The 24156-nt window shown below is 73.0% G+C and carries 17 protein-coding genes and 1 pseudogene; 4 read left to right on the top strand and 14 right to left on the bottom strand.

What is annotated here, in order from left to right; translation table 11 throughout:
- Entirely contained in the window at positions 1-1008 is a 1008-nt protein-coding gene (locus ACGFIG_RS09515; RefSeq protein WP_393000918.1) for a hypothetical protein, read from the bottom strand.
- Positions 996-1976 (bottom strand): LuxR C-terminal-related transcriptional regulator, encoded by a 981-nt coding sequence (locus ACGFIG_RS09520; protein ID WP_393000919.1) that lies wholly within the window; start codon positions 1974-1976, stop codon positions 996-998. The genes ACGFIG_RS09515 and ACGFIG_RS09520 overlap by 13 nt, the downstream gene beginning before the upstream one ends.
- Before the next feature lie 241 nt (positions 1977-2217).
- Between ACGFIG_RS09520 and ACGFIG_RS09525 the strand changes: the two genes are divergently transcribed.
- Together ACGFIG_RS09525 and ACGFIG_RS09530 are read left to right on the top strand one after the other, a co-directional pair.
- A complete protein-coding gene (locus ACGFIG_RS09525; protein WP_393000921.1) occupies positions 2218-4980 on the top strand; it encodes a S8 family serine peptidase in 2763 nt (920 codons plus the stop codon).
- Positions 4981-4998: 18 nt separating this feature from the next.
- A complete protein-coding gene (locus tag ACGFIG_RS09530) occupies positions 4999-6168 on the top strand; it encodes a hypothetical protein (RefSeq protein WP_393000923.1) in 1170 nt (389 codons plus the stop codon).
- A gap of 178 nt (positions 6169-6346) precedes the next feature.
- Here ACGFIG_RS09530 and ACGFIG_RS09535 read toward each other — a convergent pair.
- The 6 genes and pseudogenes from ACGFIG_RS09535 to tmk all read right to left on the bottom strand — a co-directional run.
- A pseudogene (locus ACGFIG_RS09535) lies at positions 6347-6988 on the bottom strand (stage 0 sporulation family protein); the annotation flags it as partial.
- A gap of 112 nt (positions 6989-7100) precedes the next feature.
- Positions 7101-7787, bottom strand: a complete 687-nt coding sequence (locus ACGFIG_RS09540) for a hypothetical protein (RefSeq protein WP_393000925.1) — start codon at positions 7785-7787, stop codon at positions 7101-7103.
- Positions 7787-8092: a hypothetical protein gene (locus ACGFIG_RS09545; protein WP_393000927.1), complete on the bottom strand. Its 306-nt coding sequence runs from the start codon at positions 8090-8092 to the stop codon at positions 7787-7789. The genes ACGFIG_RS09540 and ACGFIG_RS09545 overlap by 1 nt, the downstream gene beginning before the upstream one ends.
- A gap of 1 nt (position 8093) precedes the next feature.
- Entirely contained in the window at positions 8094-8423 is a 330-nt protein-coding gene (locus ACGFIG_RS09550; RefSeq protein WP_393000929.1) for a YbaB/EbfC family nucleoid-associated protein, read from the bottom strand.
- Positions 8424-8566: 143 nt separating this feature from the next.
- On the bottom strand, positions 8567-9841 hold the full coding sequence (locus ACGFIG_RS09555) for a DNA polymerase III subunit delta' (protein WP_393000931.1): 1275 nt from the start codon (positions 9839-9841) through the stop codon (positions 8567-8569).
- Positions 9841-11904, bottom strand: a complete 2064-nt coding sequence (gene tmk, locus ACGFIG_RS09560; protein ID WP_393001405.1) for a dTMP kinase — start codon at positions 11902-11904, stop codon at positions 9841-9843. The genes ACGFIG_RS09555 and tmk overlap by 1 nt, the downstream gene beginning before the upstream one ends.
- A gap of 334 nt (positions 11905-12238) precedes the next feature.
- On the opposite strand from tmk, the gene ACGFIG_RS09565 reads away from it, so the two are divergent.
- Positions 12239-13447 (top strand): amino acid deaminase/aldolase, encoded by a 1209-nt coding sequence (locus ACGFIG_RS09565; RefSeq protein ID WP_393000933.1) that lies wholly within the window; start codon positions 12239-12241, stop codon positions 13445-13447.
- 275 nt (positions 13448-13722) lie between these two features.
- Here the strand turns inward: ACGFIG_RS09565 and ACGFIG_RS09570 are convergent, their stop codons facing one another.
- Positions 13723-14295 (bottom strand): TetR/AcrR family transcriptional regulator, encoded by a 573-nt coding sequence (locus tag ACGFIG_RS09570; protein ID WP_393001407.1) that lies wholly within the window; start codon positions 14293-14295, stop codon positions 13723-13725.
- Positions 14296-14517: 222 nt separating this feature from the next.
- Between ACGFIG_RS09570 and ACGFIG_RS09575 the strand changes: the two genes are divergently transcribed.
- Positions 14518-15834, top strand: coding sequence for a D-arabinono-1,4-lactone oxidase (locus ACGFIG_RS09575; RefSeq protein WP_393000935.1), 1317 nt, complete (start codon positions 14518-14520; stop codon positions 15832-15834).
- 179 nt (positions 15835-16013) lie between these two features.
- Here ACGFIG_RS09575 and ACGFIG_RS09580 read toward each other — a convergent pair whose 3' ends face one another.
- The 5 genes from ACGFIG_RS09580 to ACGFIG_RS09600 all read right to left on the bottom strand — a co-directional run bounded on the left by ACGFIG_RS09580 (position 16014) and on the right by ACGFIG_RS09600 (position 24146).
- Entirely contained in the window at positions 16014-16976 is a 963-nt protein-coding gene (locus ACGFIG_RS09580; RefSeq protein WP_393000937.1) for a DUF559 domain-containing protein, read from the bottom strand.
- Positions 16977-17123: 147 nt separating this feature from the next.
- On the bottom strand, positions 17124-19952 hold the full coding sequence (gene topA / locus ACGFIG_RS09585) for a type I DNA topoisomerase (RefSeq protein WP_393000939.1): 2829 nt from the start codon (positions 19950-19952) through the stop codon (positions 17124-17126).
- Between the two features lie 477 nt (positions 19953-20429).
- Positions 20430-21140, bottom strand: a complete 711-nt coding sequence (locus ACGFIG_RS09590; protein WP_393000941.1) for a hypothetical protein — start codon at positions 21138-21140, stop codon at positions 20430-20432.
- The gene (locus ACGFIG_RS09595; RefSeq protein WP_393000943.1) at positions 21131-21679 is read right to left on the bottom strand and encodes a hypothetical protein; all 549 of its coding nucleotides are present in this window, start codon (positions 21677-21679) and stop codon (positions 21131-21133) included. The genes ACGFIG_RS09590 and ACGFIG_RS09595 overlap by 10 nt, the downstream gene beginning before the upstream one ends.
- 112 nt (positions 21680-21791) lie before the next feature.
- A complete protein-coding gene (locus ACGFIG_RS09600) occupies positions 21792-24146 on the bottom strand; it encodes a sodium-translocating pyrophosphatase (protein ID WP_393000945.1) in 2355 nt (784 codons plus the stop codon).
- Positions 24147-24156: the final 10 nt, after the last annotated feature.

Here is a 24156-nt window from a genome sequence, read left to right on the forward strand (position 1 = left end):
TCATCGTCGCTCATCGGGCAGCGACGGCCTGCCGCCACCCGCGGGGCGGGAGGAGAGCTGGCGGAACGCCGCCTGGACGCCGGCCTGGAACCGGGTGCGCGCGCCGAGGTCGCTCATCAGCGTGGCGATCCGCCGTTGCACGGTGCGGTAGCCGACGCCGATCTGGCGGGCGATCGCCTCGTCGGTCAACCCGGACAGCAGCAGCACCACCAACCGCCCGTCGTCGATCTCGGTGCCCCGGTTCCGGCCCTCGCCGCCGCCGCGCTGGGCGGGAAGGTGCAGTGGCACCGCCCGGTTCCAGAGGCTGTCGAACAGCGTGCGCAACGCGTCGAGCAGCGCCGACGGGTGGACGATGATGGCGCTCTCCTGCCCGATGGGACCGGGCTGCATCGGCAGGATCGCCTGCTGGTCGTCGGCCATGTACATCTTCATCGGCAGGTCGGGCAGGACACGAGCCTGCTGCCCGGCGCGGATCAGCTCCTCGATCGTGGGCAGCCCACCGCTCTCCTCCACGGCCGTACGGTCGTAGATGCAGCGGGACTGCACGCCGGCGGCGAGCAGTTCCCGGTCGGTCGCGGCGGTGCTCTGCAGGTGGACGTACGGCGGCTTGTCGAAGCAGCACAGCTCCCGTCGGGCGCTGCGCTGCACCTGGTTGACCGCCTGCTCCATCGCGCGGCGACCCCGCACCACCTCGACGACGTGTGGGTCCACGTCGGCGCGGGCCTCCCGGTACGCCTCCGTGAGCCGCAGGACGTGCTCGTGCGTCCGCTCCAGGGACGCCTCGCGCTCCTGCAGGAGCCCGGCGACGACGTCGGTGGCGGACGCGGTGTACCGGGGCGGGGTTCCGGGCTGGACGCCGACCAGGCCGGCGGCCTCCAGCCGGGCGAGCGCGTCGGCCAGTCGGCCCGGCCCCGACCACATCGCGGCGAGCTCGGCGAGGGTGGTGCCGGGGCGTTCGAGCAGCAAATCGTAGGCCGTCTCCTCGGCGTCGCCGATCAGTTCGTACACAGCTCCTCCCGCTCTTCGGCGGTCAGCCAGCCGCGCTGGACGGCCTGGTAGCCGGCCTGGAACCGGGTCACCGCGTCGAGCCGGGCGAACAGCCGGTTCATGTGCCGGCGGACGGTGCGCGGGTGGCGGCCGAGGTGTTCGGCGACGTCCTGTTCGGTCAGTCCGGCAACCAGCAGCGCGAGGAGGTCACGTTCGAGGTCCGACGGCGCGTCCGGGTCCGACTCGACTCGCTGCCGGACCCCCACGTCCAGCGGCACGGCCCGCTCCCACAGGCTCTCGAAGAGGGCCGACAGTGCCGACAGCAGGACGGAGTCGCGGACCAGCAGACAGGTCTCCAGCGCGAGGTCCGGTCGCAACGGTACGAGGCCGACCTGCCGGTCGCAGAGCATCAACTTCATCGGCACGTCCGCGACCCGGGCCTGCTCACCCGCGGAGACGAAGCGGGCGAGCTGGGCGAGGCGCCCCGGGATGGCCACGCCCTCCCGGTCGTAGATGGTGCGCATCCGTACCTCCCGACGCTCCGCCTCCTCGGAGGGCGATGCGAACGCGTTCAGGTACGGCGGCGCGTCGAAGATCAGCAACTCCCGCTCGGCGCTGCATCTGAGCTCCTGGAAGGCGGCGTGGATGGCGGCGCGGCCGTGCAGCACCTCGACCAATTCCGAGTGTTCGGCGGTGGCGGCTCGCTGGAACCGGTCGGCCATCCGGGTCACCCGCTGGCGCAGCTCGCGCAGGGACTCCCGGCGTTCGGACAGCAGGGAGCCCAGCGCGACGTCGGGTGCCACCGCCGTCCACCGGGGAGGCTGACCGGGCAGCCGGGTGGCCAGGCCCAGCTCGGCCAGGCGCGCGAAGTCGGCGGTCCCGGCGACGTCGGCCGACACCGGGTCCGGGCTGGCGACCAGTGACTCGTAGAGGGCCTGCTGCCCGGGGGACAGGCCAAGGTCGGGGATCGACCGTTGATCATCCCGCATCCGGTCATGCTGCCCCTGCCCGGCGGTGGCGACAAGGGTCGCGCGGTTGCTCGTCTGACCGCGTGATCTGGTCCGTACCCACCGTCACCTGGGCCGGCGAGGGTCCCTTCCGGAGGGTGCCCCATTCACGCCAGTGGCGTGAACCAGGCAGACGGATGGCTTCCGTGACGCCGGAGCCGCTGCGAAGCTCCACGGAACGCATCCGTTCCCCCTGCGTACACCCCTTTGGAGAGGAATATTCATGTCGAGCCTGATCCAACGGCGATCACGGCGTGGCGGGGTCGCCTGCGGCCTCGCCGTCGCGGTGGCCGTCGCCACCATCGGGGTTCCGTCACCGGTGACCGCCGCACCGACGGCCGGCGAACCGGAGCCGACCACGACGACCACCGGCACCGGCGATGGCCTCGAGGCGACCGTCACCCTGATCACCGGCCACCGGGTGCGGTACGCGGAAGGAACGGACGGCCGGAGCAGCGCCACGGTGATCAGTTCGCCGGACGGCCCTGCCGCGGCGGACGGTTTCCGTTCCTACTCGGACCCGACCGGGGTCTACGTAATTCCCCAGTCGGCGCAGGATCTGGTGGCCAGGGGCCTGCTGGACCGGGAACTGTTCGACGTGCGGTACCTGGCCCGCAACGGGTACGGCGACGACGCCGCCCGGACGATGCCGGTGATCGTGAGCTACGGCGCCGGTGCGACGGTCCGGAAGGCCGCCCCGGCGGCGTTGCCCGGCACCACCGTACGGCGTGACCTGCCCAGCGTGGCCGGCGCGGGCCTGGTCGTGGACAAGGCCCGGACGGATGAGTTCTGGACCGCGCTGACCGGTGGCGCCGACCGGGCCGCCGCTGCCCGTGGGCCGGCGGCGGCGACCGCCGCACCGGCGCTGGGCTCGGGAGTCGGCAAGGTGTGGCTGGACCAGAAGGTGCAGGTCGACCTCGCCGAGAGCGTGCCGCTGATCGGTGCGCCGCAGGCGTGGGCCGCAGGGCTCGACGGCACCGGGGTGAAGGTTGCGGTGCTCGACACCGGCATCGACGCCGACCACCCGGACGTGCGGGGCAAGGTCGTCAGCTCGAAGAGCTTCGTGCCGAACGTCGAGTCGGTGGCGGACGGGCACGGCCACGGCACCCACGTCGCGGCCACCATCGCCGGCACGGGCGCCGGCTCGGCCGGGGCGCGCAAGGGCGTCGCCCCCGGCGCGGACCTGCTCGTCGCGAAGGTGCTCGACGACGCCGGCAGCGGCGACATGTCGTGGATCATCGACGCGATGGAGTGGGCCACCACCAGCGGCGCGAAGGTCGTCAGCATGAGCCTCGGTGGCGCGCCGACCGACGGCACCGATCCGGCCAGCCAGGCGGTCAACCGGCTGACCGCCGAGACGGGCACGCTCTTCGTCATCGCCGCGGGCAACTCCGGCCAGGAGAACACCGTCGGCGCCCCGGGTGCCGCGGACGCGGCGCTGACCGTGGGTGCGACCTCGAAGACGGACGAACTCGCCAGCTTCTCCAGCCGTGGCCCCCGGCTCGGTGACCGGGCCATCAAGCCGGACATCTCCGCCCCCGGCGTGGGGATCGTCGCCGCCCGTGCCACCGGCACCTCGATGGGCACCCCGGTCGACAACCTCTACACCTCGGCGAACGGCACCTCGATGGCGACTCCGCACGTGGCGGGCGCCGCCGCCGTGCTGGCCCAGCAGCACCCGGACTGGACCGCCGCCCAGCTCAAGCCGACGCTGATCGGCACCAGCAAGGACAACGGCCACACCGCCTACGAACAGGGCGCCGGCCGGCTGGACCTGGCCCGCGCGGTCCGCCAGCAGGTCACCACCAGCACGGTGAACGTCGACTTCGGCACCGTGTCGCCGAACACCGAGCCCCGCATCGAGCGGCAGGTTGGCTACCACAATCCCACCGACCAGCCGGTCACCCTCACCCTGACCCCGACGCTGCGCAGGGTCGGCGGGGGCGACGTCACCGGCGCCCTCTCCACGCCCGCCTCGGTCACCGTGCCGGCCCGCGGCACCGCGCAGGCCACGCTGACCCTCGACGCCACCGGGCTCGACATCGGCAGCTACACCGGGTCGTTCGTCGCCACCGACGAGGCCACCGGAACCCGGCTGACCCTCGCGGTCGGGCTCATCCGACAGCCGCCGATGCGTCAGGTCACCACCCGGATCCTCAGCCGGCCCGGCGAGCCCCTCGCCATCGGCGCCGCCCCCTGCGATTTCCGCAACCTCCGGGACGACACGAACTACCAGGTCATGATGTCCGTCCCGCTGGGCGGCAAGGACATGCAGGGCACCGGATACGTCCCGGACGGCGAGTACCACGTGAGCTGCTGGGGCGCCTACTGGGGCGACGGGAGGTCGTTCCGGCACCAGGCCTGGATCGAGGACCCGCAATACAAGATCACCGGGAACACCACCATCGAGTACGACCTCGCCCGCGACCTCGTGGAGGTCGAGAAGATCGACACGCCGCTGCCGAGCGAGGCGGTGCACCGGGCCATGGGCAGCAGCTTCTCCACGGCGTCCGGCGCCAACTACGCCAGCATCTGGTACAGCGGTCCGGGGCACGCGTACAGCTGGCGGACCCACGTCGTACCGACCCGGGTCAAGCCGACCATCGGTGACTACTGGACCTGGTTCGAGCAGTTGCTCGCCGCGCCGGAGGCCACCACCACCGTGCACGGCAACGGCCGGGTGAAGGTCAACCCGACGTACCTGACCGACGCCGAGTTCGCGCCCAAGTTCACCACCGACCAGCGGCTCCAGCTCGCCAGCCGGGCGGACCTGCTGGCCGGGCGGGACGTCAGGGGCAAGCTCGTCTTCCTCGACACCCCGGCCGACGTCTGGTACGTCGACGACATCGAGCGGGCCACCGAGGCCGGAGCGGCGGGCGTGCTCCAGTACTTCGCCGGCCGCAACGATCCCGGCTCCTACGAACAGATCCCCCCGTACGACGTCGTCAAGCCCCGGCTGCCGCTGCTGTGGCTCGACGGTGACTAGGGGGCGAAGGTGGCGAAGGTGCTCGCCGGTGCGAAGCGTCCCTTCGTCGACATCGACGCCCAAGTCGTCAGCCCGTACGAGTACAAGCTGCGCCACCACACCGAAGGCCGGATGCCCGCCAAGCCGGTCGGCAGCGTCCGGCACCGGGACCTCGTCCAGGTGCGCAGCGAGCAGCACGCCCAGGTCTCCGCGCCGCAGTACGAGACGAACGCGCACGAGGTCAGCCACACGTACTCTCCCGGGCAGAACTTCAGCGCCAACGCCGCGCACGCCTACAACGTGCCGGTCGCCCGGACCGAGTACTACAACGCGTCCGGTCCGGAGATCCTCTGGGCGCGGTACTTCACCGTGCACAACCCCGCCGACGGGGCCAGCCGAGGCTCCGACCACGTGGGCATGTTCCCCCGGCCGGTCACGAGGACCGAGAAGATCCACCAGCCGCCGGTCGTGCTGGGCACCCTGCCGAGCCACCCGTCCCTGTCCAGCACCTGCATGGGCTGCCGGGACGGGGACACCATCTACGTGCTGGAACGCTCATCGTCAGCGGCGGACCTGACCAGTTCCGTCTCCGGCGCCCGACGGGTGCAGGCGACCCTCGAACGCGACGGCGTCCCCGTCACCCCGAATCCGCCACCCGGCCGGGGGACGAACTTCATGCACTGGACCGTGCCGTCGACGCCGGGCCAGTACACGCTGCGCACCGTCCGCCAGGACAACTTCTCCGGGCAGAACCTGGCGAAGCGGATCGCCACCGACTGGACGTTCCGGTCGACCAGCGCGACCGGCACCGTGCAGGAGCCGGCGTCCTGCTACACCGAGCAGATCCGCATCGGTAGCGGCCGGTGCGACTGGCAGCCGCTGATCCAGCTCGAACACGACTTCGACCTGTCGCTGACCGACACCACGATGGCCGGGCGGGCGTACCGGTTCGAGGTCACCCCGCACGCCGCGCCGAACGCTCCCCGGATCGCCGGGCTGCGTACGTGGGTGTCGTACGACGACGGGGCCACCTGGAAGCAGGCGGTCGTCGTGCCGGGGCTCGGCGGCAGCTACCACGCGTTGGTCGTACACCCGAAGCTGGCCGGGACCAGCGGTGCGGTGTCCGTACGCACCGAGGCGTGGGACCGGTCGGGCAATCGCGTCTTGCAGACCATCGACCGCGCCTACGGTCTCACCGACGTCCGGTAACCGGCAATCCCGTACACCGGTCGCCCTCCGCGTTTCCGGCGCGGAGGGCGACCCTCTTTCCACGTCGGCGCGCCGCGTCCGCCCGTCAGGCGGGGCTGGTCCGGGTGTCGTACGCCCGGCGAGGGCCGCACGAGCCGGCCTTGCTGCACTCCTTCAGGAAGGTGCCGCCACCCGCGTAGAGCGGGTGTTCGTACTTGAGGCAGCACATCAGCCGACCACACGCGCCGGAGATGCGCAGCGGGTTGAGCGGCAGGTCCTGCTCCTTCGCCATCCGGATGGTGACCGGCTCGAAGTCGGTGAGGAAGGTGGCGCAGCAGAGGTCCCGGCCGCAGGAGCCGATGCCGCCCTGCACCCGCGCCGAGTCCCGGGCGGAGAGTTGGCGCAGCTCGACCCGGCAGTGCAGGGTGGCGCCGAGGTCCCGGACCAGCGCCCGGAAGTCCACCCGGTGGGGGGCCGTGAAGTAGATCGTGCTCCGCTCGCCGCCACCCTCGGCGGCGGCGAGGACGTGGTCGATCGCCACCACCTTCATCGGCAGGGCGTGCTCCCGGATCAGCCGCTTCGCCGCGACCTTGGCCTCGGCCTTGCGGCGGCGTACCGCCTCGTCGCGGCGGAGGTCCTCCTCACCGGCCAGGCCGGCCAGCCGGGGAAAGCCGTCGGTCTCCTCCGTGACCCACTGCGCCGCCCAGACGCACTCGGCGACCTCGGGCCCGTCGTCGGTCGGCACCAGCACCTTGTCGCCGACCTGGGGGCGGAACTCGCCCGGGTCCAGGTAGTAGAGGCGCCCGTACCGCTGGAAGCTGACCGCGCAGAGCATGCCCATGCCTCACACCCTACGACGCGGGGACCGGGGCCACCGGGCCGGCAGTCGCCGCCCGACTACGGCACGTGCGCCCGGAGCGGCCGCGCTCGTGGTTGCGGTCACCGAGTGCGCGTCACCAGCCGACGCGGGTGGGGGTGTCGTAGCGGGGGCGTTCGGTCACCGGCGCCCGCCAGCGGGCCTCGGCGAGGCTCGGCGCCCACTGGCGCAGCAGGGTCTCCGCCCCGTCGTACGCGACGCAGAGCACCGCCAGCACCCGCGCGGCGATCTCGGCGGCCTCGGTCCCGCCGGGCCCCGCCGCCCCACGCTGCCCCGCGACCCCCGTCGGCAACGACGTCGCGGCGACCACGGTCACCGCCTCGGCGCAGCGCAGGACGTCGGCCAGCGCCCGGGCGAGGGCGAGCCGGCTGCCCTCCACCCAGTCGGCGAGCGCGTCGGCGTAGCCGGCCGTCGACTCCAGCCGGCCGACCAGGCTGTCCGGCCCCTCGTCGAGGTGGCGCAGCAGCGCCGCCCGCGCCTGCCCGTACGACGACGCGGCCGGGCCGGACCAGAGCACCGGGTCGGTCAGCGCGGCGCAGGCGTCGTCGTAGCCCCGGATCAGGCGGCGCGCGCTGTGCCCGGCGGCAGCCAACGGCGCCGGATGCAGGTCGAGGAAGTTGCGGACCGCCTCGCCGGGGAGCACCTGCATCCGCCGCAGCAGCGGCCACACGCGGTGGCCCTCGGGGGCTCCGGCGGCGAGCAGCGTGTCGACGCGGCGGAGCAGGTCGAGGCCGGGCTCGGCGAGCCGGTCCAGCGCGTCCATCACACCTCCCCGGTCAGCCGGTGGTGCGCGGCGCGGTCGACGTCGGCGTAACGGTCGGCGGCGGCCCGCACCGCCGTCGCGGCGGCGGCCAACCGTTGGGCGGCGGCGTGCGCCTCCCGGGCCCGGTCGCCGGTGGCGGCGGTCCACTGCCGGTGCAGGGCCCGCCCGATCTCGCCGGGCCGGCCGGGAGCGTCGGCGCCGAACGCGACCTGGGCCGGGTCACCGGCGGTGACCGTGCGGGACACGGTGGTCATGGTCTCGCTCGCCGCGTCGAGCCGGGCGGCGAGGGCGCGCAGGCTCTCCATCTCAGGCTCCCGCCAGCGGCCGGTAGGCGGCGAAGGTCTCGTTGTGCAGCTTCTCCCGGGCCCACTGGGCGGCGTCGGCAGCCGCGGTGACCGCCGCCTGCACCGAGCCGGCGACGTCACGGGGGTTGCGGGTGTGCAGCGGGCCGAGGAACCGCACGTCGGTGATCCGCCCGCCGGCGGTGACGATCACCTCCACCAGCCCGTCGGGCGATCGGACGGTCACCTCGACGGTCGACACCGCCTGGTCGAACTCGGCCTGAAGGGACTCGATGCGGCGGTAGCGCCGCACCGCCTCCTCGATCCAGGCCTCGTCGATCTCCCCCCGCGGCATCGGCGGACTCCTCCCGAGCAGGAAATCACTGTGCGTGCCGCCACCGTCACCACGGCACACCGGACCGTACCGCACAGCAATCGCGCGTGTCGATGCCTGTGGACAGCCGGTCCGGCCGGCGGGACCGGAGGTGGTCGGTGCGCTCAGCCCTTCCAGAGCGAGAGCATCATCGCCTCGACGGCGATGCGGGGCTTGACGTTCGCCTCGATGGCCGCGCGGCACTCCAGCACCGCCTCCAGGCGGCGCAGCGCCCCCTCGGCGTCCCACTTCTGCGCGCCCGCCCCGGCCAGCGTGGCGGTGTCGGTGTGCACCGGCGCCACGGGGGCACGCAGCGCCATGGTGAGCGCGTCGCGGTAGAAGCCGGCCAGGTCGACCAGCGCCCGGTCGAGCGCGTCCCGCTGTGCCCGGGTGGCCCGACTCTTCTGCCGCTTCTCCAGGTCCTTCAGCTGCCCGGCGGCGCCCCGGATCGCGCCGGCCGCCCCGCGCCCGGTGCCGCCGGCGCCGAGCGCGGTCTCCAGCGCCGCCCGCTCGGCCGCGTCGGCCTCCGCGACGGACGCCTCGGCCTCCGCCTCCGCCGCCTCGATCAGCGCCGACGCCGCGTCGAACGCGGCACCCACGCCGGTCAGCCGGCGCGGCACCGCGAGGACGGCCTCCCGACGCTTGCGCGCCTCCGGATCGCGGGCCAGCCGGCGGGCCCGGCCCACGTGCCCCTGCGCCGCCGCCGCAGCCCACCGCGCCACGTCGGGCGCGACGCCGTCCCGGCGGACCAGCACCTCGGCCACCGCGTCCGGCGAGGGCTGCCCCAGCGGTACGACCCGACAGCGCGACCGGATGGTCACGGAGATGTCGTCCGGGTGGGTGGACGGGGCGCAGAGCAGGAAGACCGTACGCGGTGGCGGCTCCTCGACGGCCTTGAGCAGCGCGTTGCCGGCGGCCTCGGTGAGCCGGTCCGCGTCCTCGATGATCACCACCTGCCAGCGCCCGCCCGACGGGGTGCTGGCGGCGCGCAGCACCAGCGCCCGCATCTCGTTGACGCCGATGGAGAGCCCCTCCGGCACCACCAGTCGGACGTCGGCGTGCGTGCCCGCCATTGTGGTGTGGCAGCCGGGACACGTGCCGCAGCCGGTGCCGTACGCGCACTGGAGCGCGGCGGCGAAGGCCCGCGCCGCCACCGACCGCCCCGAGCCGGGCGGCCCGGTGAAGATCCAGGCGTGCGTCATCCCCGCCCCCGCGTCGACGGCGGCCGGCGGCGGCGGGCCGTCCGACTCCTCGGCGAGCGCGTCGAACTCGTCCCCGGCGGCGTCGGTCGTGGGCGCGACGGCGGCGGCACGCAGCACGGCGGACGCCGCGGCGGCGGCACGGCGCAGCGTGTCGACCGCCTCGTCCTGCCCGACCAGGTCGGCGAAGACGTCGGGCATCAGGTCCGGTGCTCCATCGGTACCAGCTCCGATTCGGATAACTCCGGCTGCACCGAGGTGTCCGGCCCGTTCGCGGGGCGCGGGTGCACGATGCCGCCCGGGGCGCCGAGCATCTCCTCGACCCGACGGCTGACCTGCCCGGCGATCTCCTCCACCGGGCGGGACGCGTCGAGCACCAGGTAGCGCTTCGGGTCGGCGGCGGCGAGGTCGAGGAAGGCGTAGCGGACCCGCTCGTGGAAGGTGACGGACTCGGCCTCCAGGCGGTCGGCCGCCTCGGCACGGCTGGCCACCCGGGACAGGCCGGTACGCGGGTCGACGTCCAGCAGCACCACCAGGTCGGGCTTGAGCCCCCCGGTGGCCCAGGACGACAGCCAGGAGACCTCGTCGACGGGGAGCGTCCGCCCCGCCCCCTGATACGCCAGCGACGAGTCGACGTACCGGTCGCTGATCACCACCGCGCCCCGCACGAGCGCCGGCCGGACGACGGTGGCCACGTGGTGCGCCCGGTCGGCGGCGTAGAGCAGCGCCTCGGCGCGCGGCGACGGCACGTCGGAGCCGGGCGCGCCGAGCAGCAGCGACCGGATCCGCTCGCCGACGGCGGTGGCGCCCGGCTCACGGGTCACCACCACGTCGCGTCCCTGCCCGCGCAGCCGCTCGGCGAGCGCGGCGAGCTGGGTGGACTTGCCGGCGCCCTCACCGCCCTCGAAGACCACGAAGAGGCCGGCGGAGACGAACGGCTCGGCCGGCATCAGCGGGCGGCCCCGGATCGAGCCCCAGAGGTCGGCCAGGACGGGGACGCCCTTCTTGTCGTCCATCTGCCCGAACGCGCTGATCCCGGCGAAGATGCCGGCGGCCCCGGCGGCGAGCAGCAGCAGTCGGGTGGACGAGATCGACACGCCCAGGTCGGCCAGTTCCAGCCGGCGCGAGCCGCCGACGCCGGCGAGCAGGCTGCTGAGGCCGATCGCGAGGATCAGCACCAGCCGGGTGCCGATCTGCACCACGGCGAAGACCCGGCCGCGCACCTCGTCGGCGATCTCCCCGCCGAGCAGGGTGGTGCCGGAGAGGAACGCCATTCCGGCGCCCGCGCCGACGAGGACCGCGCCGACCATCGCCATGGAGAGGTGGATGGCGAAGGCCAGGGCCATCACCGAGGCGCTGGCCAGCACGATGCTCATGCCGAACCAGCGCCGGCGGGACATCTCCTTGACGATCATCGGGCCGAGCCCGATGCCGAGCGCGAGACCCACGAAGATGGCGCCGAAGAGCAGGTAGAAGGCCGCGTCACCGGCGCCGAGCGAGGTCGCGAAGAACTTGGCGGTGCCGATCACGATGCCGCCGCCGGCGAACGCGCCGAAGATGCCGAGCACCAGGCCGCGGACCAGCGGGGTCTGGCCGATGTAGCGCCAGCCCTCCTTGAACTGGCGCAGCATGCTCTGCTCGGTGCCGTCCCGCTCGCCGCCCTTGCCCTGGCTGATCTCCTTGATGCCGTACGCCACCACCAGCGCGGTGGCCAGCCGGGAGAACGCGTTGAACCAGAGCGCCAGGTCGGCCGGCGCGGCCCAGTTCGGCGTCGAGCCTCCGGTGGCCGCCCGCACGATGCCGTCGAGCGCGGCGAGGACCAGCGCGGCGAGGACCGGCGTGAGGCCGTACGTGGTGATGAGCGTGAGCTGGTTGGCGGCCTCCAGCCGGGCGCGCGGGATCAGGTTGGGGACCGCGGCCTCCTTCGCCGGGATCCACAGCAGCGTGATCGACTCGATCAGGAAGGTGGCGATCGCCGCCCAGGCGACCACCGCGCCGCCGGGGGCGCCGAGCAGCGCGGCGAGCGGGATCGAGGCGAAGAGCAGGAAGCGCAGCACGTCGCAGATGACCATGGTCCAGCGCCGGTCGAACCGGTCGGCCAGTACGCCGGCGACCGGGCCGAGCACCAGCGCCGGCAGCAGCCGGATGGCGATCACGCCACCGAACGCGGCACCCTGGGCGGTGCTCCCCTCGACCTGGGAGGCGGCGAAGACGCTGGTGGCGAGCAGGCCGAACCAGTCGCCGAACGACGCCGCGCCGAGCACGATCCAGAGCCGGCGGAACGGGGTGATCCGCAACACCGAACGGATGGCGGCGTAACCGGAGTGGTCCGGCCCGGGCTTCTCGGTGGCGCTGCCGGGCTTGCTCGAGGACGACGACACGCCGGGCGACTCGCCGTTGAACTGGCTTTCGATGGCCGTACCTCCACGTGCCGGCCCATCGCTGGGCAGTCCCGGTGGAACACTCTAGACCCGGTGGGGACCCACCCCGCCGCGACATTCTCCTGTTCGCCGAGCCTAGGCCGCCGCGGCCACCGCCCGCAGCCCGGACAGACGCGAGGGTATTTCGCATTGACCGTCGGACAGTTAGCGTGCACTCGTGGCCATCGAAAGCGACAAACTTCGTGACCGTCTCGAACGGGCGACCGCCCACCTCGACCCGCCGTACGCCGTCGTCGACCTCACGGCCTTCGACGGCAACGCCGCCGAGCTGGTCGACCGGGCCGACGGCAAGCCGGTCCGGATCGCCAGCAAGTCGGTACGCGCCCGCGACCTGATCAGCCGGGCGCTGGCGCGACCCGGCTGGCGGGGCGTGATGGCCTTCACCCTGCCCGAGGCACTCTGGCTCGTCCGCGCCGGAGTGACCGACGACGCGCTGGTCGCGTACCCCACAGCCGACCGGGGGGCGCTCGCCGCGCTCGCCGCCGACCCGGCGCTCGCCGGTGCCGTCACGCTGATGATCGACGGCACCGACCAGCTCGACCTCATCGACGCCGTGTGCCCGCCCGGGCGCCGTCCCGAGCTGCGGGTCTGCCTAGAGCTGGACGCCTCCTGGCGACCCCTCGGCGGGCGCGTGCACGTCGGGGTGCGCCGCTCGCCGGTGCACAGCGTGCGGGCGGCCGGCGCGCTCGCCGCCACCATCGCGGCGCGCGCCGGCTTCCGGCTGGTCGGGCTGATGGCGTACGAGGCGCAGATCGCCGGCCTCGGCGACGCGCCGCCCGGGCGGGCGGTGCTCGGCTCCGCGATCCGGCTGGCCCAGCGCAGGTCGTACCGCGAGTTGCTGACCCGCCGGAGCGCGGCGGTGGCCGCCGTACGCGAACACGCCGACCTGGAGTTCGTCAACGGCGGCGGCACCGGCAGCGTGGCCGCGACCAGCGCCGACCCCGCGGTCACCGAGGTCACCGCGGGATCGGGCCTGTACGGGCCGACGCTGTTCGACGCGTACCGCGCCTGGCGCCCCACCCCGGCCGCGTCCTTCGCCTGCGCCGTGGTCCGCCGTCCCGGTCCCGACCTCGTCACCGTGCTCGGCGGCGGCTGGATCGCCTCCGGGCCCGCCGAGGACAGCCGGCTGCCCCGACCGTGGCTGCCGGAGGGCCTGAAGCTGGTCGGCACCGAGGGGGCCGGCGAGGTGCAGACCCCGCTGTCCGGCCCGACGGCCGGCACGCTGCGGGTCGGCGACCGGGTCTGGTTCCGGCACGCGAAGGCCGGCGAGCTGTGCGAGCACGTCAACGAGCTGCACCTGGTCGAGGGGGACGCGATCGTGGCCACCGTCCCCACCTACCGGGGCGAGGGCCACGCCTTCCTGTGATCCGGCCGCCAACACGGCACCGCCGACCTGCCGGCGTCGGCCCGCCCCCGGCGTCCGGTTCTGGGTCGGCGTCGGCGTCGGCGTCGGCGTCGGCGTCACCCTCGGCGTCACCCTCGGCCCGGCTGATCGACCATCGGCCATCGGCCCGGCTGATCGACCATCGGCCATCGGCCCGGCTGATCGGCCGTCGCCCGTCAGCCCGGCTGATCGGCCGGGCCGATCGGCCATCGACCTGGCTGATCGGCCTCGGACCCGGCTGGTTGGCCGGCGGCGGGTCAGCCGGGCTGGTTGGCCTCGGCCGGGGTGTCGACCTGGCGGTGCAGGTACTCCCGGATCAGCGCCTTCGCCTCGGCCAGCACCCGGTCGTCGCCCTCGGGCATCCGGCGGAACGCCAACTTGATCAGCGCGTCGGCCGCCTCCACGGCGATCTCCAGGTAGAACCGGAGATCGGGGACGTCGAGCCCGAAACGCTCGGCGAGCACCCGCGCCAACTGGTCCGCGATCACCCCGTTGTTGTCCCGCTGCTCGTCGAGCAGGTGCAGGTCGACCACGTCGCCGAAGTGCAGGGTACGGAAGCCCGGGACGGTACGGTGCATCGTGATGTACTCGTCGATCCCCGCGTCGACCCCGTCCCACCAGTGGGTCAGGTCGTCGGCGGCGAACCGCTCGTCGAGGCGCTGGAGGTAGGACTCCATGGTGCGCAGGGTCAACGCCTGCACGATCGCCCGCTTGTCCGGGAAGAACTGGTAGACCGATCCGATCGCCACCTCGGCACGCTCGGCGAGGAGGGTAGTGGTCAGCCCCTCGTACCCCACCTCGTCGACGAGTTCGGCGCAGGCGTCCAGCATCCGCTGGACCCGTGCGACACTTCGACCCTGCACCGGTACGCGGCGCAGCGGCCCGGCTGTGGCGGCTGGTGTGGACACTCGCCACCCCCCTTCGACGGATGAACATATCTGCACGTCACGGGTTCGTGACTACCGGTACAACGAGCAAACCTCGATTGCGGTATTTACCTGCGACAACGTTGCTGATATGAAGGCAGTTCACATTCATGTCGAGGAGTGCACATGGCCGGTAGCACACCGCCAACCGTGACAGCCTGGTCCAACTGGGCCGGTAACCAACGGGCCACTGCCACTGCCATCCTGCGCCCCACCTCCCTCGCCGACGTCACCGAGGCCGTCCGCGCCGCCGCGACGACCGGGGACCGGATCAGGGCGGTGGGCAGCGGTCACTCCTTCACCGGCGTCGCGGTCACCGACGGACGACGGATGGAACTGACCGACCTCGACACGGGGGTACGCGTCGACGTCGGTCGCCGACTGGTCACCGTACCGGCCGGGATCACCCTGCGCGCGCTCAACGACCTGCTCGCCTCCCACGGCCTCGCCCTACCCAATCTGGGCGACATCGACGCGCAGACGATCGCCGGCGCGATCTCCACCGGCACCCACGGCACCGGCGCCGCGTACGGCTGCCTGTCGACGTTCGTGGAGGCGCTCACCCTCGTCACCGGCACCGGCGAGGTGCTGCGCTGCTCCGCCGACGAACACCCCGACGTCTTCGCCGCCGCCCGGGTGTCGCTGGGCGCGCTCGGCGTCCTCGTCGAGGTGACCCTGCGCTGCGTGGACGCCTTCGTGCTCCGCGCCCACGAGCGGCCGGCGCCACTGGGCGCCGTGCTCGACGAGCTGCCCGCGCTGATCGGGCGGCACGACCACGTCGAGTTCTACTGGTTCCCGTACACCGAGCGCGCCCAGATCAAGGCCAATGACCGGGTGCCCGCCGACGACCTGCCCCTGCCCCGGTGGCGCGGCTGGCTGGACGACGAGTTCCTCTCCAACACGGTCTTCGCCGGGGCCTGCCGCCTCGGCCGCGCCGTGCCGGCGCTCGCCCCCGGCATCAGCGCCGTCTCCGCCCGCGCGCTCACCGAGCGCCGCTACACCGGCCGCTCCGACCGGGTCTTCTGCACCCCGCGCCGGGTCCGCTTCGTGGAGATGGAGTACGCGCTGCCGCGCGACGCCCTGCCCGAGGCGCTCGACGCGCTGCGGCGGATCGTCGACGGGCTGCCGTTCAAGGTGCTCTTCCCGGTCGAGGTGCGCTTCACCGCCGCCGACGACATCTGGCTCTCCCACGGCCACGGACGCGAGTCGGCGTACGTGGCCGTCCACCAGTACGTCGGCATGCCGTACGAGCCGTACTTCAAGGCCTTCGAGCAGGTCGCCGCCAGCCTCGGCGGTCGGCCCCACTGGGGCAAGCTGCACTGGCGCGACGCGGAGTCGCTCTCGGCGGCCTACCCCCGCTGGGCGGACTTCCAGGAGCTGCGCGCCCGCCTGGACCCGCACCACCTCTTCAGCAACCCCCACCTCACCCGAGTCCTCGGCTGACCCCACCCGCCCGCCGCCAGGCTCTGGCTCCGCCGGCTCGATCGGGGAGCCGGGACCGGCGAGCGGCGAGCGGCGAGCGGCGAGCGGCGAGCGGCGAGCGGCGAGCGGCGAGCGGCGAGATATTGGCAGGGAATGGCCCCGCGAGGGGCCGATAGCTTCCAAGATTGCGTTCGGGGGCGTCAACCCGGCCAGCCCGCTCTGCGGAGTGCCGTACGGAGTTGGGCGATGACCTCGCCCGGATGGGTGCGAAGGGCCCAGGCGGGGAAGCGCAGGACGCGGTCCCCTTCGACCCACAGGTCGTTCTGGCGACGCATGTCGGTCCAGGCCGCACGTGGGTCGAGATGCTGCCCGCCGTCGATCTCGACGTGCACCCTCCACTCCTCGAAGTACGCGTCGAGGTAGCGGCGCCGTCCGGTGGCGTCGTACCTGATTCTCTGTCTAGTGGGTTCGGGCAGGCCGGCGCGGCGTGCCAGGCTCAGGAAGTCCAGCTCGGCCAGGGAGTGTGCTCCGCCGGCCGCGTCCGTGGCGACGGTCAGGATCAGTTTCCGGCGACGCAGCCGGGGCATCCGGTCGAGAACGTCGCGCAGATCTTTTTCGCACACGATCCGTTGCTGGAAGCCTGCCGCGACGATCGCCCGGGCCTCCGCGTCGGTACGCGCCCACTGCGCCGCGTCCACGACCGAGCGGGCGGGCATCGTCCGACGTGGCTGCCCGATCGCGAGCACATCTCGCTCCGGCAGATGGGTCGTTCGGTGCGCCACCACTCGCTGCGGCAGCTCTCGCCGCCGGCCGGCCGGTAGCAGGAGATGGATCGCCAGGTCAGAGAAGCCACGCAGACCTCCCGCCTGGGCGGCGGTCAGCCCACCAAGCATCGCGCCTGGCCCGGCGGCCAGCACCGCGATCCATCGAAGCTGTGCGGGACCGATCGGCCCGTTGTGAGCGACGAAGACGCCACGGTGAACGTGTCGCCACCGTCTGCTGGTCACCCGGTGCCGGATCGCCTTGCGGGACAGGTGTCGCAACGCCTGGTCGAGGCTGATCACCTCGTCCTGCCGGAAGAGCAACCAGGTCAACTCGTCGGCGTCGTCGCCTGGCACCGCCCGGCCCAGCGCCGCCAGGGATTGCGTGAAGCGCGGTCTCACGCCCTCCACCCTGCCTACGCGGCACCGCGCCGCGCCGCCCCTGTGGACAACGCAAGAGACCTTGGCAGGCAGTGGCCCTCCAAAGGGCCGGGACCTGCCAAGATCTCTTGTGGCAGTGGCAGCAGGTGCCGGCGAGCCGCCCGGCGGTCAGTCGGCGGTGGTGGTGGCCTTCCGGGGAGCCGCCTTCTTGGCCGGAGCCTTCTTCGCCGTGGTGGCCTTGGCCGTCGTGGACTTCTTCGCGGCCGTCGACTTGGTCGCCGCAGCCGTCTTCTTCGCCGCCGTGGCCTTCTTCGCGGGTGCCTTCTTCGCCGCGGCCTTCTTCTTCGGCGCCGGCCCCTTCGCACGCTTCTCGGCGAGCATCTCGGAGGCCTCCTCGATGCTCAGCGCCTCCGGGGTCTGACCGCGCCGCAGCGACGCGTTCGTCTCGCCGTCGGTGACGTAGGGGCCGAAGCGGCCGTCCTTGATGACGAGCGGCTTCTCGGTCAGCGGGTCGACGCCCATCTCCCGCAGGGGCGGCGCGGCGGCCCTGCGCTGGCGGGTCTTCGGGGCGGCCAGCAGGGCCAGCGCCTCGTCGAGCGTGACGGTGAACATCTTCTCTTCGGAGTCCAACGAGCGGAACTCGTCGCCCTGCTTGACGTACGGGCCGTAGCGGCCGTTGTTGGCGAGGACCTCGGCGCCGTCCGGGGCCACTCCGACCAGCCGGGGCAGGCTGAGCAGCTTCAGCGCCTCGTCGAAGGTCAGCGAGTCCGGCGACTGCGAACGCAGTAGCGACGACTTGCGCTCGCCGCTGGAGACGTACGGGCCGAAGCGGCCCGACTTGAGCAGGATCGGCTCGCCGGTGGCCGGGTCGTCGCCGAGCTTGCGCTCGCCCCCGCCGCCGAGGAACAGCTCGTGCACCTTCTCCGGGGTCAGCTCGTCCGGCGCCAGCCCTTCGGGGATCGGCGCCCGGTCGCCCTGGGCGCCGCCCTCCTCGCCCTCGGCGGCCGGCGCCTGCTGCTCGCCCGGCACCGCCCGCTGGAGGTACGGACCGTAGCGGCCCACCCGTACGACGACCTCGCGGCCCTCGTCGTCGGTGAACAGCGGGATCGAGTTGACGCTGCGCGCGTCGATCTCGTTGAGGTTCTCGGTGACCAGCTTCTTCAGCCCGCCCGAGCGGGCGATGTCCCGGTCACCGGCGCCGTTGGCGCTGCCGAAGTAGAACGCGGTGAGGAAGTCGACGGCGGCGTGGTCCCCGCCGGCGATCTCGTCCAGCTCGTTCTCCATGCTGGCCGTGAAGTCGTAGTCGATCAGGCGCGGGTAGTGCCGTTCCAGCAGGCCGATCACCGCGAACGCCAGGAAGGTCGGGATCATCGCCTGCCCGCGCTTGGTCACGTAGCCGCGGTCCTGGATCGTCTGCATGATCGACGCGTACGTGGACGGACGGCCGATGCCCAGCTCCTCCAGGGCCTTGACCAGCGACGCCTCCGTGTAGCGTGACGGCGGCTGGGTGTGGTGGCCCTGCGCGGCCAGCTCGTCGGCGGTGAGCGGCTGGTCCTTGACCAGGTTGGGCAGGCGACGCTCGGCGTCCTCGGCCTCGGCGTTCTCGTCGTCGCTGGACTCGACGTACGCCCGCAGGAAGCCCGGGTCGGTGATGGTCTTGCCGGTGGCGCCGAAGTCGGCCTCCTCCTGGGCGGAGGAGACGGCCCGGATCCGCACCGAGACGCTGGAGCCGACGGCGTCGGTCATCTGCGAGGCGATGGTGCGCCGCCAGATCAGCTCGTAGAGCTTGAACTCCTCGGCCGACAGCTCCTTGGCCACGTCGCCCGGGGTGCGGAAGTTGTCGCCCGCCGGGCGGATCGCCTCGTGCGCCTCCTGCGCGTTCTTCACCTTGCCGGTGTAGCGGCGCGGCTCCGGCGGCACGCTGCGCTCGCCGTACAGCTCGACGATCTGCCGGCGGGCCGCCGCGATGGCGGTCTCCGACAGGTTCACCGAGTCGGTACGCATGTAGGTGATGTAGCCGTTCTCGTAGAGCCGCTGCGCGGTGCGCATCGTCTGCTGCGACGAGAACCGCAGCTTGCGGGCCGCCTCCTGCTGAAGGGTGGAGGTGATGAACGGCGCGTACGGGCGGCGACGGTAGGGCTTCTCCTCGACCCGGGTGACCGTGAACGGCCGACCCTCCAGGCGGGCCGCGAGGCCCCGGGCGCCGCCGGAGTCGAGGTGCACCACGCCCGCGCCGGCCTTGACCCGGCCGGTGGTCGGCTCGAAGTCCTTGCCGGTGGCGATCCGGTCGCCGTTCAGCGCGACGAGGGTGGCGTTGAAGTTGCGCGGCCCCTCGCCGGCGTCCGTCACGGCCAGGGTGGCGAGGATGTCCCAGTACTCCGCCGTGCGGAAGGCCATCCGCTGCCGCTCGCGCTCCACCACGATCCGGGTCGCCACGGACTGCACCCGGCCCGCCGAGAGCTTCGGCATGACCTTCTTCCACAGCACGGGCGAGACCTCGTAGCCGTAGAGGCGGTCGAGGATGCGCCGGGCCTCCTGGGCGTCGACCAGGTCGCGGTCGATCTCGCGGGGGTTGGCCACCGCAGCCTGGATGGCCGGCTTGGTGATCTCGTGGAAGACCATCCGCTTGACCGGCACCTTGGGCTTGAGCGTCTCCACCAGGTGCCAGGCGATCGCCTCGCCCTCGCGGTCCTCATCCGTGGCCAGGAAGATCTCGTCGACCTCCTTGGCCAGCTTCACCAGCTTGCTGATCTGCTGCCTGCGGTCGGCGGAGACCACGTAGAGGGCGTGGAAGCCGTTGTCGACGTCCACTCCGAGCCGGGCCCACGACTCGCCCTTGTACTTGGCCGGCACGTCGGCGGCGTTGCGCGGGAGGTCCCGGACGTGGCCGAAGCTGGCCTCCACGACGTACCCCGGGCCGAGATAGCCCGAGATCGTCTTGGCCTTCGCCGGTGACTCGACGATGACCAGACGGGTGGTTCCAGCGTTGCTCGGCACGTCTCTCCCCGACCTCACTCCTGCTCGTAGCCACCGGCGCGCGGTTCGGGCCAGTTTCGGCCCGCCGACCCCCGGCGGTCCGGATGTCCAACGTAACGCGCCGCCCGCATTTCGGGTTTCGCGGGCGGCAAACCATGCCGGGCCGGGGCGGCCCTTTTCCGCACCGGCGCCCGGGTGTGCCGGACGGCGCCACCGTACACCGTGCGTGTGGCGTCGGGCGGGACACTGTGACGATGGCGGACCCTCGACCGAGGCACGACCCAGCCGTTTTCCGCAAAATTGCGCACTTGGTGTCCCGCATCGGACAGGCGAGCGGCGGTCGCCGGCTGTCGCGTGGGCCGCGAGGGGGTCCTGATCGACCGTCGCGGCCGGACCACCGGGCCCCGCCGAGGCCGTGGCGGGCGAACAGGCACGGGAGCCAGCAGCGGACCGGCCAGTCCACGGGCGGTCAGCAGCGGGCCGACCAGTTCGCGGTGGTCAGGAGCGGGTCGGCCAGTCGGCGGCCGGGGCGGCGGGCGGCGGGTCGCCGACCAGCTCGGCCAGGCGGGTCAGCGGCCGGCGGCCCGTGATCCGGTACGCGGGTCCGCCCTCGCCGGGCCCGAGCAGCGCCCCGGCGACGCCGACCGCGTCGAGCGCCCCGCCGACCGGCGCCCAGCATTCCTCGTCGGCGACGCCGAGCCGGAGCAGGAAGCCGGACGCCTCGGGGGCCCCCGCCGCGGCGAGCCAGAGCCGCAGCCGCCGCCCGTTGAGGTGAAAGCCGTCGGGCGGTCGCTTGCCGGAGCCGCGCAGCCAGGCCACCGCGAGCGGCTTCAGCGTGCGGGCGTACGAGGTGCGCACCGCGTGCCGCCCGTCGGCGGTCGCCTCCCACGTGGCGGCCACCCCGCGCAGCGCCAGCTCCGCGACGAGCACGTGCACCCGCCAGGCGGCGTCGACCACGACCGAGAGGCGGGCCGTGCCGCCCATCCGGACCACCTCCCCGGGGCCGGCCAGCAGCCCGGCGAGGTCGGCGAGGGACGGGTCCGCCGCCTCCGCGCCGAAGAAGGTCAGCTGCCGGACGGTCTCGTCGGCATCGGCCGGCGGGGCCGGGACGGTACGCCGGGCGACCGGCGCGACCCGGTCCACGGGGGCCGGGAAGAGCACCGGCAGCGCCTCGCCGCCCGACGGTTCACCGGGCCCGCTCAGCGACACTCCGGCACCTCGTCGAAGGCGCGTTTCAACTCCTCGGAGTTGAGCCGGCTGGTGTCGAGCGCGCTGGCGTCGTACTCCTTGTTCAGGGTGTCCACGGCGGCGCGGACGCCGTCGTAGAAGGCGGTGGGCTGGCCGGTGCCCAGCGCGTCGATGGTGTCGCGGGCCCTGCCGTACGCGTCGCGCACCTTCGCCAGGGAGGCCCCGAAGCCGGCGGAGACCTCCGCGCCATGCTCGGCGTCCGGGATGCCGGCCGCCTCGACCTTGCGCCGGGCGGTCTCGCTGGCCCGCTCCGCGCCGTCGAAGAGCCGCACCAGGTTCTCCTTCGCCTGCGCCGGGGTGGTCTGGGCGGTCATCTGCTGGTCGGTGCTGCGGGTCAGCTTGCTGATCTCGGCCCGCCACGGGGTCAGCGCGGAGCAGACGGACGCCGCCCACGCCCGTGGGCTCGGACCGCCGCCGCAGCCGGCCGTCAGGAGTACGAGCGTGGCCAGGACCACCGTGAGCTTTCCGGCGACTGCCGCCCGGCACGTCCACGTACGCATGCGTTGCAGCGTACGGCGTCTGTCGAGTCCGGGCAGCGGACAGGTTTGCCGGTGTCACGAGCGGTCCCCGGCCGACCACGCGGGCCGACCGGGGACCGGGACCTCGGACGGATCAGACGTTGACCGTCTCCGGCCGCTGGCCCGAGTTGCCCGCACCCGAACCGGAGTCGGAGTCGGACATCACCACGCCCTTGCGCTTGCTGAACACGACCGCCGCGACGATGACCAGCGTCGCCACCACGGCGATCCCCACCCGCAGGCCGGTGTTGCGCTCGTCGCCCACGCTCCAGGCCACCACGGCCGGCGCGATCAGCAGCGAGACCAGGTTCATGACCTTGATCAGCGGGTTGATCGCCGGACCGGCGGTGTCCTTGAACGGGTCGCCGACGGTGTCGCCGATGACCGTGGCCGAGTGCGACTCGGAGCCCTTGCCGCCGTACGCGCCGTCCTCGACGAGCTTCTTGGCGTTGTCCCAGGCGCCGCCGGAGTTGGACAGGAAGACCGCCATCAGCGTGCCGGCCCCGATGGCACCGGCCAGGTACGCCGCCAGCGCGCCGGGCCCGAGGCCGAAGCCCACCGCGATCGGCGCGAGGATGGCGAGCAGGCCGGGGGTCATCAGCTCGCGCTGCGCGTCCCGGGTGCAGATGTCGACGACCTTGCCGTACTCGGGGCGCTGGGTGCCGTCCATGATCCCGGGCAGCTCGCGGAACTGCCGGCGTACCTCCATCACGACCGCGCCCGCCGAGCGGGAGACCGCGTTGATGGCCAGGCCGGAGAAGAGGAACACCACCGCCGCACCGATGATCAGGCCGACCAGGTTGCGCGGGTTCGCCACGTTCAGCGAGTTGAGGATCTCTGCGCCGACGTCGCCCACCCCGGCGTCCGAGTACGCGGTGCGCAGCGTGTCGGTGTACGAGCCGAACAGCGCCGTCGCGGCGAGCACCGCCGTGGCGATCGCGATGCCCTTGGTGATCGCCTTGGTGGTGTTGCCGACGGCGTCCAGCTCGGTCAGCGTCCGGGCGCCGTGCTCGTCGATGTCGCCGGACATCTCCGCCACACCCTGGGCGTTGTCGGAGATCGGGCCGAAGGTGTCCATCGCGACGATGACGCCGACCGTGGTGAGCAGGCCGGTGCCGGCCAGCGCCACCGCGAACAGCGACAGCGTGATGGAGCTGCCGCCGAGCAGGAACGCGCCGAACACGCCGGCGCCGATCAGCAGCGCCGAGTAGACCGCCGACTCCAGGCCGACGCTGATGCCGGCGAGGATGACGGTGGCGGGGCCGGTCTGCGAGCTCTTGCCGATGTCCTGCACCGGGCGCCGGTTGGTCTCGGTGAAGTAGCCGGTCAACGCCTGGATCGCCGCCGCCAGCACGATGCCGATGACGACCGCGCCGATGGCGACCGTCCGCGGGTTCTCGCTGACGTCGGTCAGCCCGCCCTCCAACTCGGCGAAGGTCGCCGGCAGGTACGCGTACGTGGCGATCGCCACCAGCACCGCGGAGAGCAGCGCCGAGATGTAGAAGGCCCGGTTGATCGCGGTCAGGCCGTTGCGGTCGGAGGCGCGCAGCCGGGTGATGAAGACGCCGACGATCGCGACGAGCACGCCGATGGTGGAGACGATCAGCGGGAAGACCAGCCCCTGCTCGCCGAAGGCGGCGCGGCCGAGGATCAGCGCGGCGACGAGGGTGACCGCGTACGACTCGAAGAGGTCGGCGGCCATGCCGGCGCAGTCGCCCACGTTGTCGCCCACGTTGTCGGCGATGGTGGCGGCGTTGCGCGGGTCGTCCTCGGGGATGCCCTGCTCGACCTTGCCGACCAGGTCGGCGCCGACGTCGGCGGCCTTGGTGAAGATGCCGCCGCCGACCCGCATGAACATGGCGAGCAGTGCGGCGCCGAAGCCGAAGCCCTCCAGCACGGTCGGCGCGTCGCTGCGGTAGAAGAGCACGACCAGCGCGGCGCCGAAGAGGCCGAGGCCGACGGTGAGGAAGCCGACCACGCCACCCGTACGGAAGGCGATCTTCATGGCGGCCTCCCGGCCGCCCTCGCGCTCCCGGGCGGCGGCGGCGACCCGCAGGTTGGCCCGGGTGGCCAGCCACATGCCGGCGCCGCCGATGAACGCGCTGAACAGTGCTCCCACGACGAAGAAGACGGACCGGCCGATCTTCACTGCCGTCTCGCTGCCGTCTGTTTCGTGCACGGGCAGCAGGAAGAGCAGCACCACGGCGACGACCACGAAGATCGCCAGGGTCCGGAACTGCCGCAGCAGGTAGGCCGAGGCGCCCTCCTGGACCGCGCCGGAGATCTCCTGCATTTTGTTGGTGCCCTTGCCGGCGGCCAGCACGGCCTTCGTCAGCGCGCCGGCGAAGGCGAGCGCCACCAACGCGATGACCGCGGCGATGACGACGTACGTGACGTTGTTTCCGGTGAGGGAGATCCCGCCGCCCTCGGCGGCCAAGGTGTCGGACATCTGTGTCCTC

The sequence above is a fragment of the Micromonospora sp. NPDC049048 genome (assembly GCF_043197615.1).
Lineage (GTDB): Bacteria > Actinomycetota > Actinomycetes > Mycobacteriales > Micromonosporaceae > Micromonospora.

Coding starts and splice junctions, on each gene's coding strand:
- ACGFIG_RS09520 (WP_393000919.1), bottom strand. CDS start 1,976: ATGCGGGATGATCAACGGTCGATCCCCGACCTTGGCCTGTCCCCCGGG.
- ACGFIG_RS09545 (WP_393000927.1), bottom strand. CDS start 8,092: ATGGAGAGCCTGCGCGCCCTCGCCGCCCGGCTCGACGCGGCGAGCGAG.
- ACGFIG_RS09550 (WP_393000929.1), bottom strand. CDS start 8,423: ATGCCGCGGGGGGAGATCGACGAGGCCTGGATCGAGGAGGCGGTGCGG.
- ACGFIG_RS09600 (WP_393000945.1), bottom strand. CDS start 24,146: ATGTCCGACACCTTGGCCGCCGAGGGCGGCGGGATCTCCCTCACCGGA.
- ACGFIG_RS09555 (WP_393000931.1), bottom strand. CDS start 9,841: ATGCCCGACGTCTTCGCCGACCTGGTCGGGCAGGACGAGGCGGTCGAC.
- ACGFIG_RS09595 (WP_393000943.1), bottom strand. CDS start 21,679: ATGCGTACGTGGACGTGCCGGGCGGCAGTCGCCGGAAAGCTCACGGTG.
- ACGFIG_RS09575 (WP_393000935.1), top strand. CDS start 14,518: ATGGCCGGTAGCACACCGCCAACCGTGACAGCCTGGTCCAACTGGGCC.
- ACGFIG_RS09525 (WP_393000921.1), top strand. CDS start 2,218: ATGTCGAGCCTGATCCAACGGCGATCACGGCGTGGCGGGGTCGCCTGC.
- ACGFIG_RS09540 (WP_393000925.1), bottom strand. CDS start 7,787: ATGGACGCGCTGGACCGGCTCGCCGAGCCCGGCCTCGACCTGCTCCGC.
- ACGFIG_RS09570 (WP_393001407.1), bottom strand. CDS start 14,295: ATGCTGGACGCCTGCGCCGAACTCGTCGACGAGGTGGGGTACGAGGGG.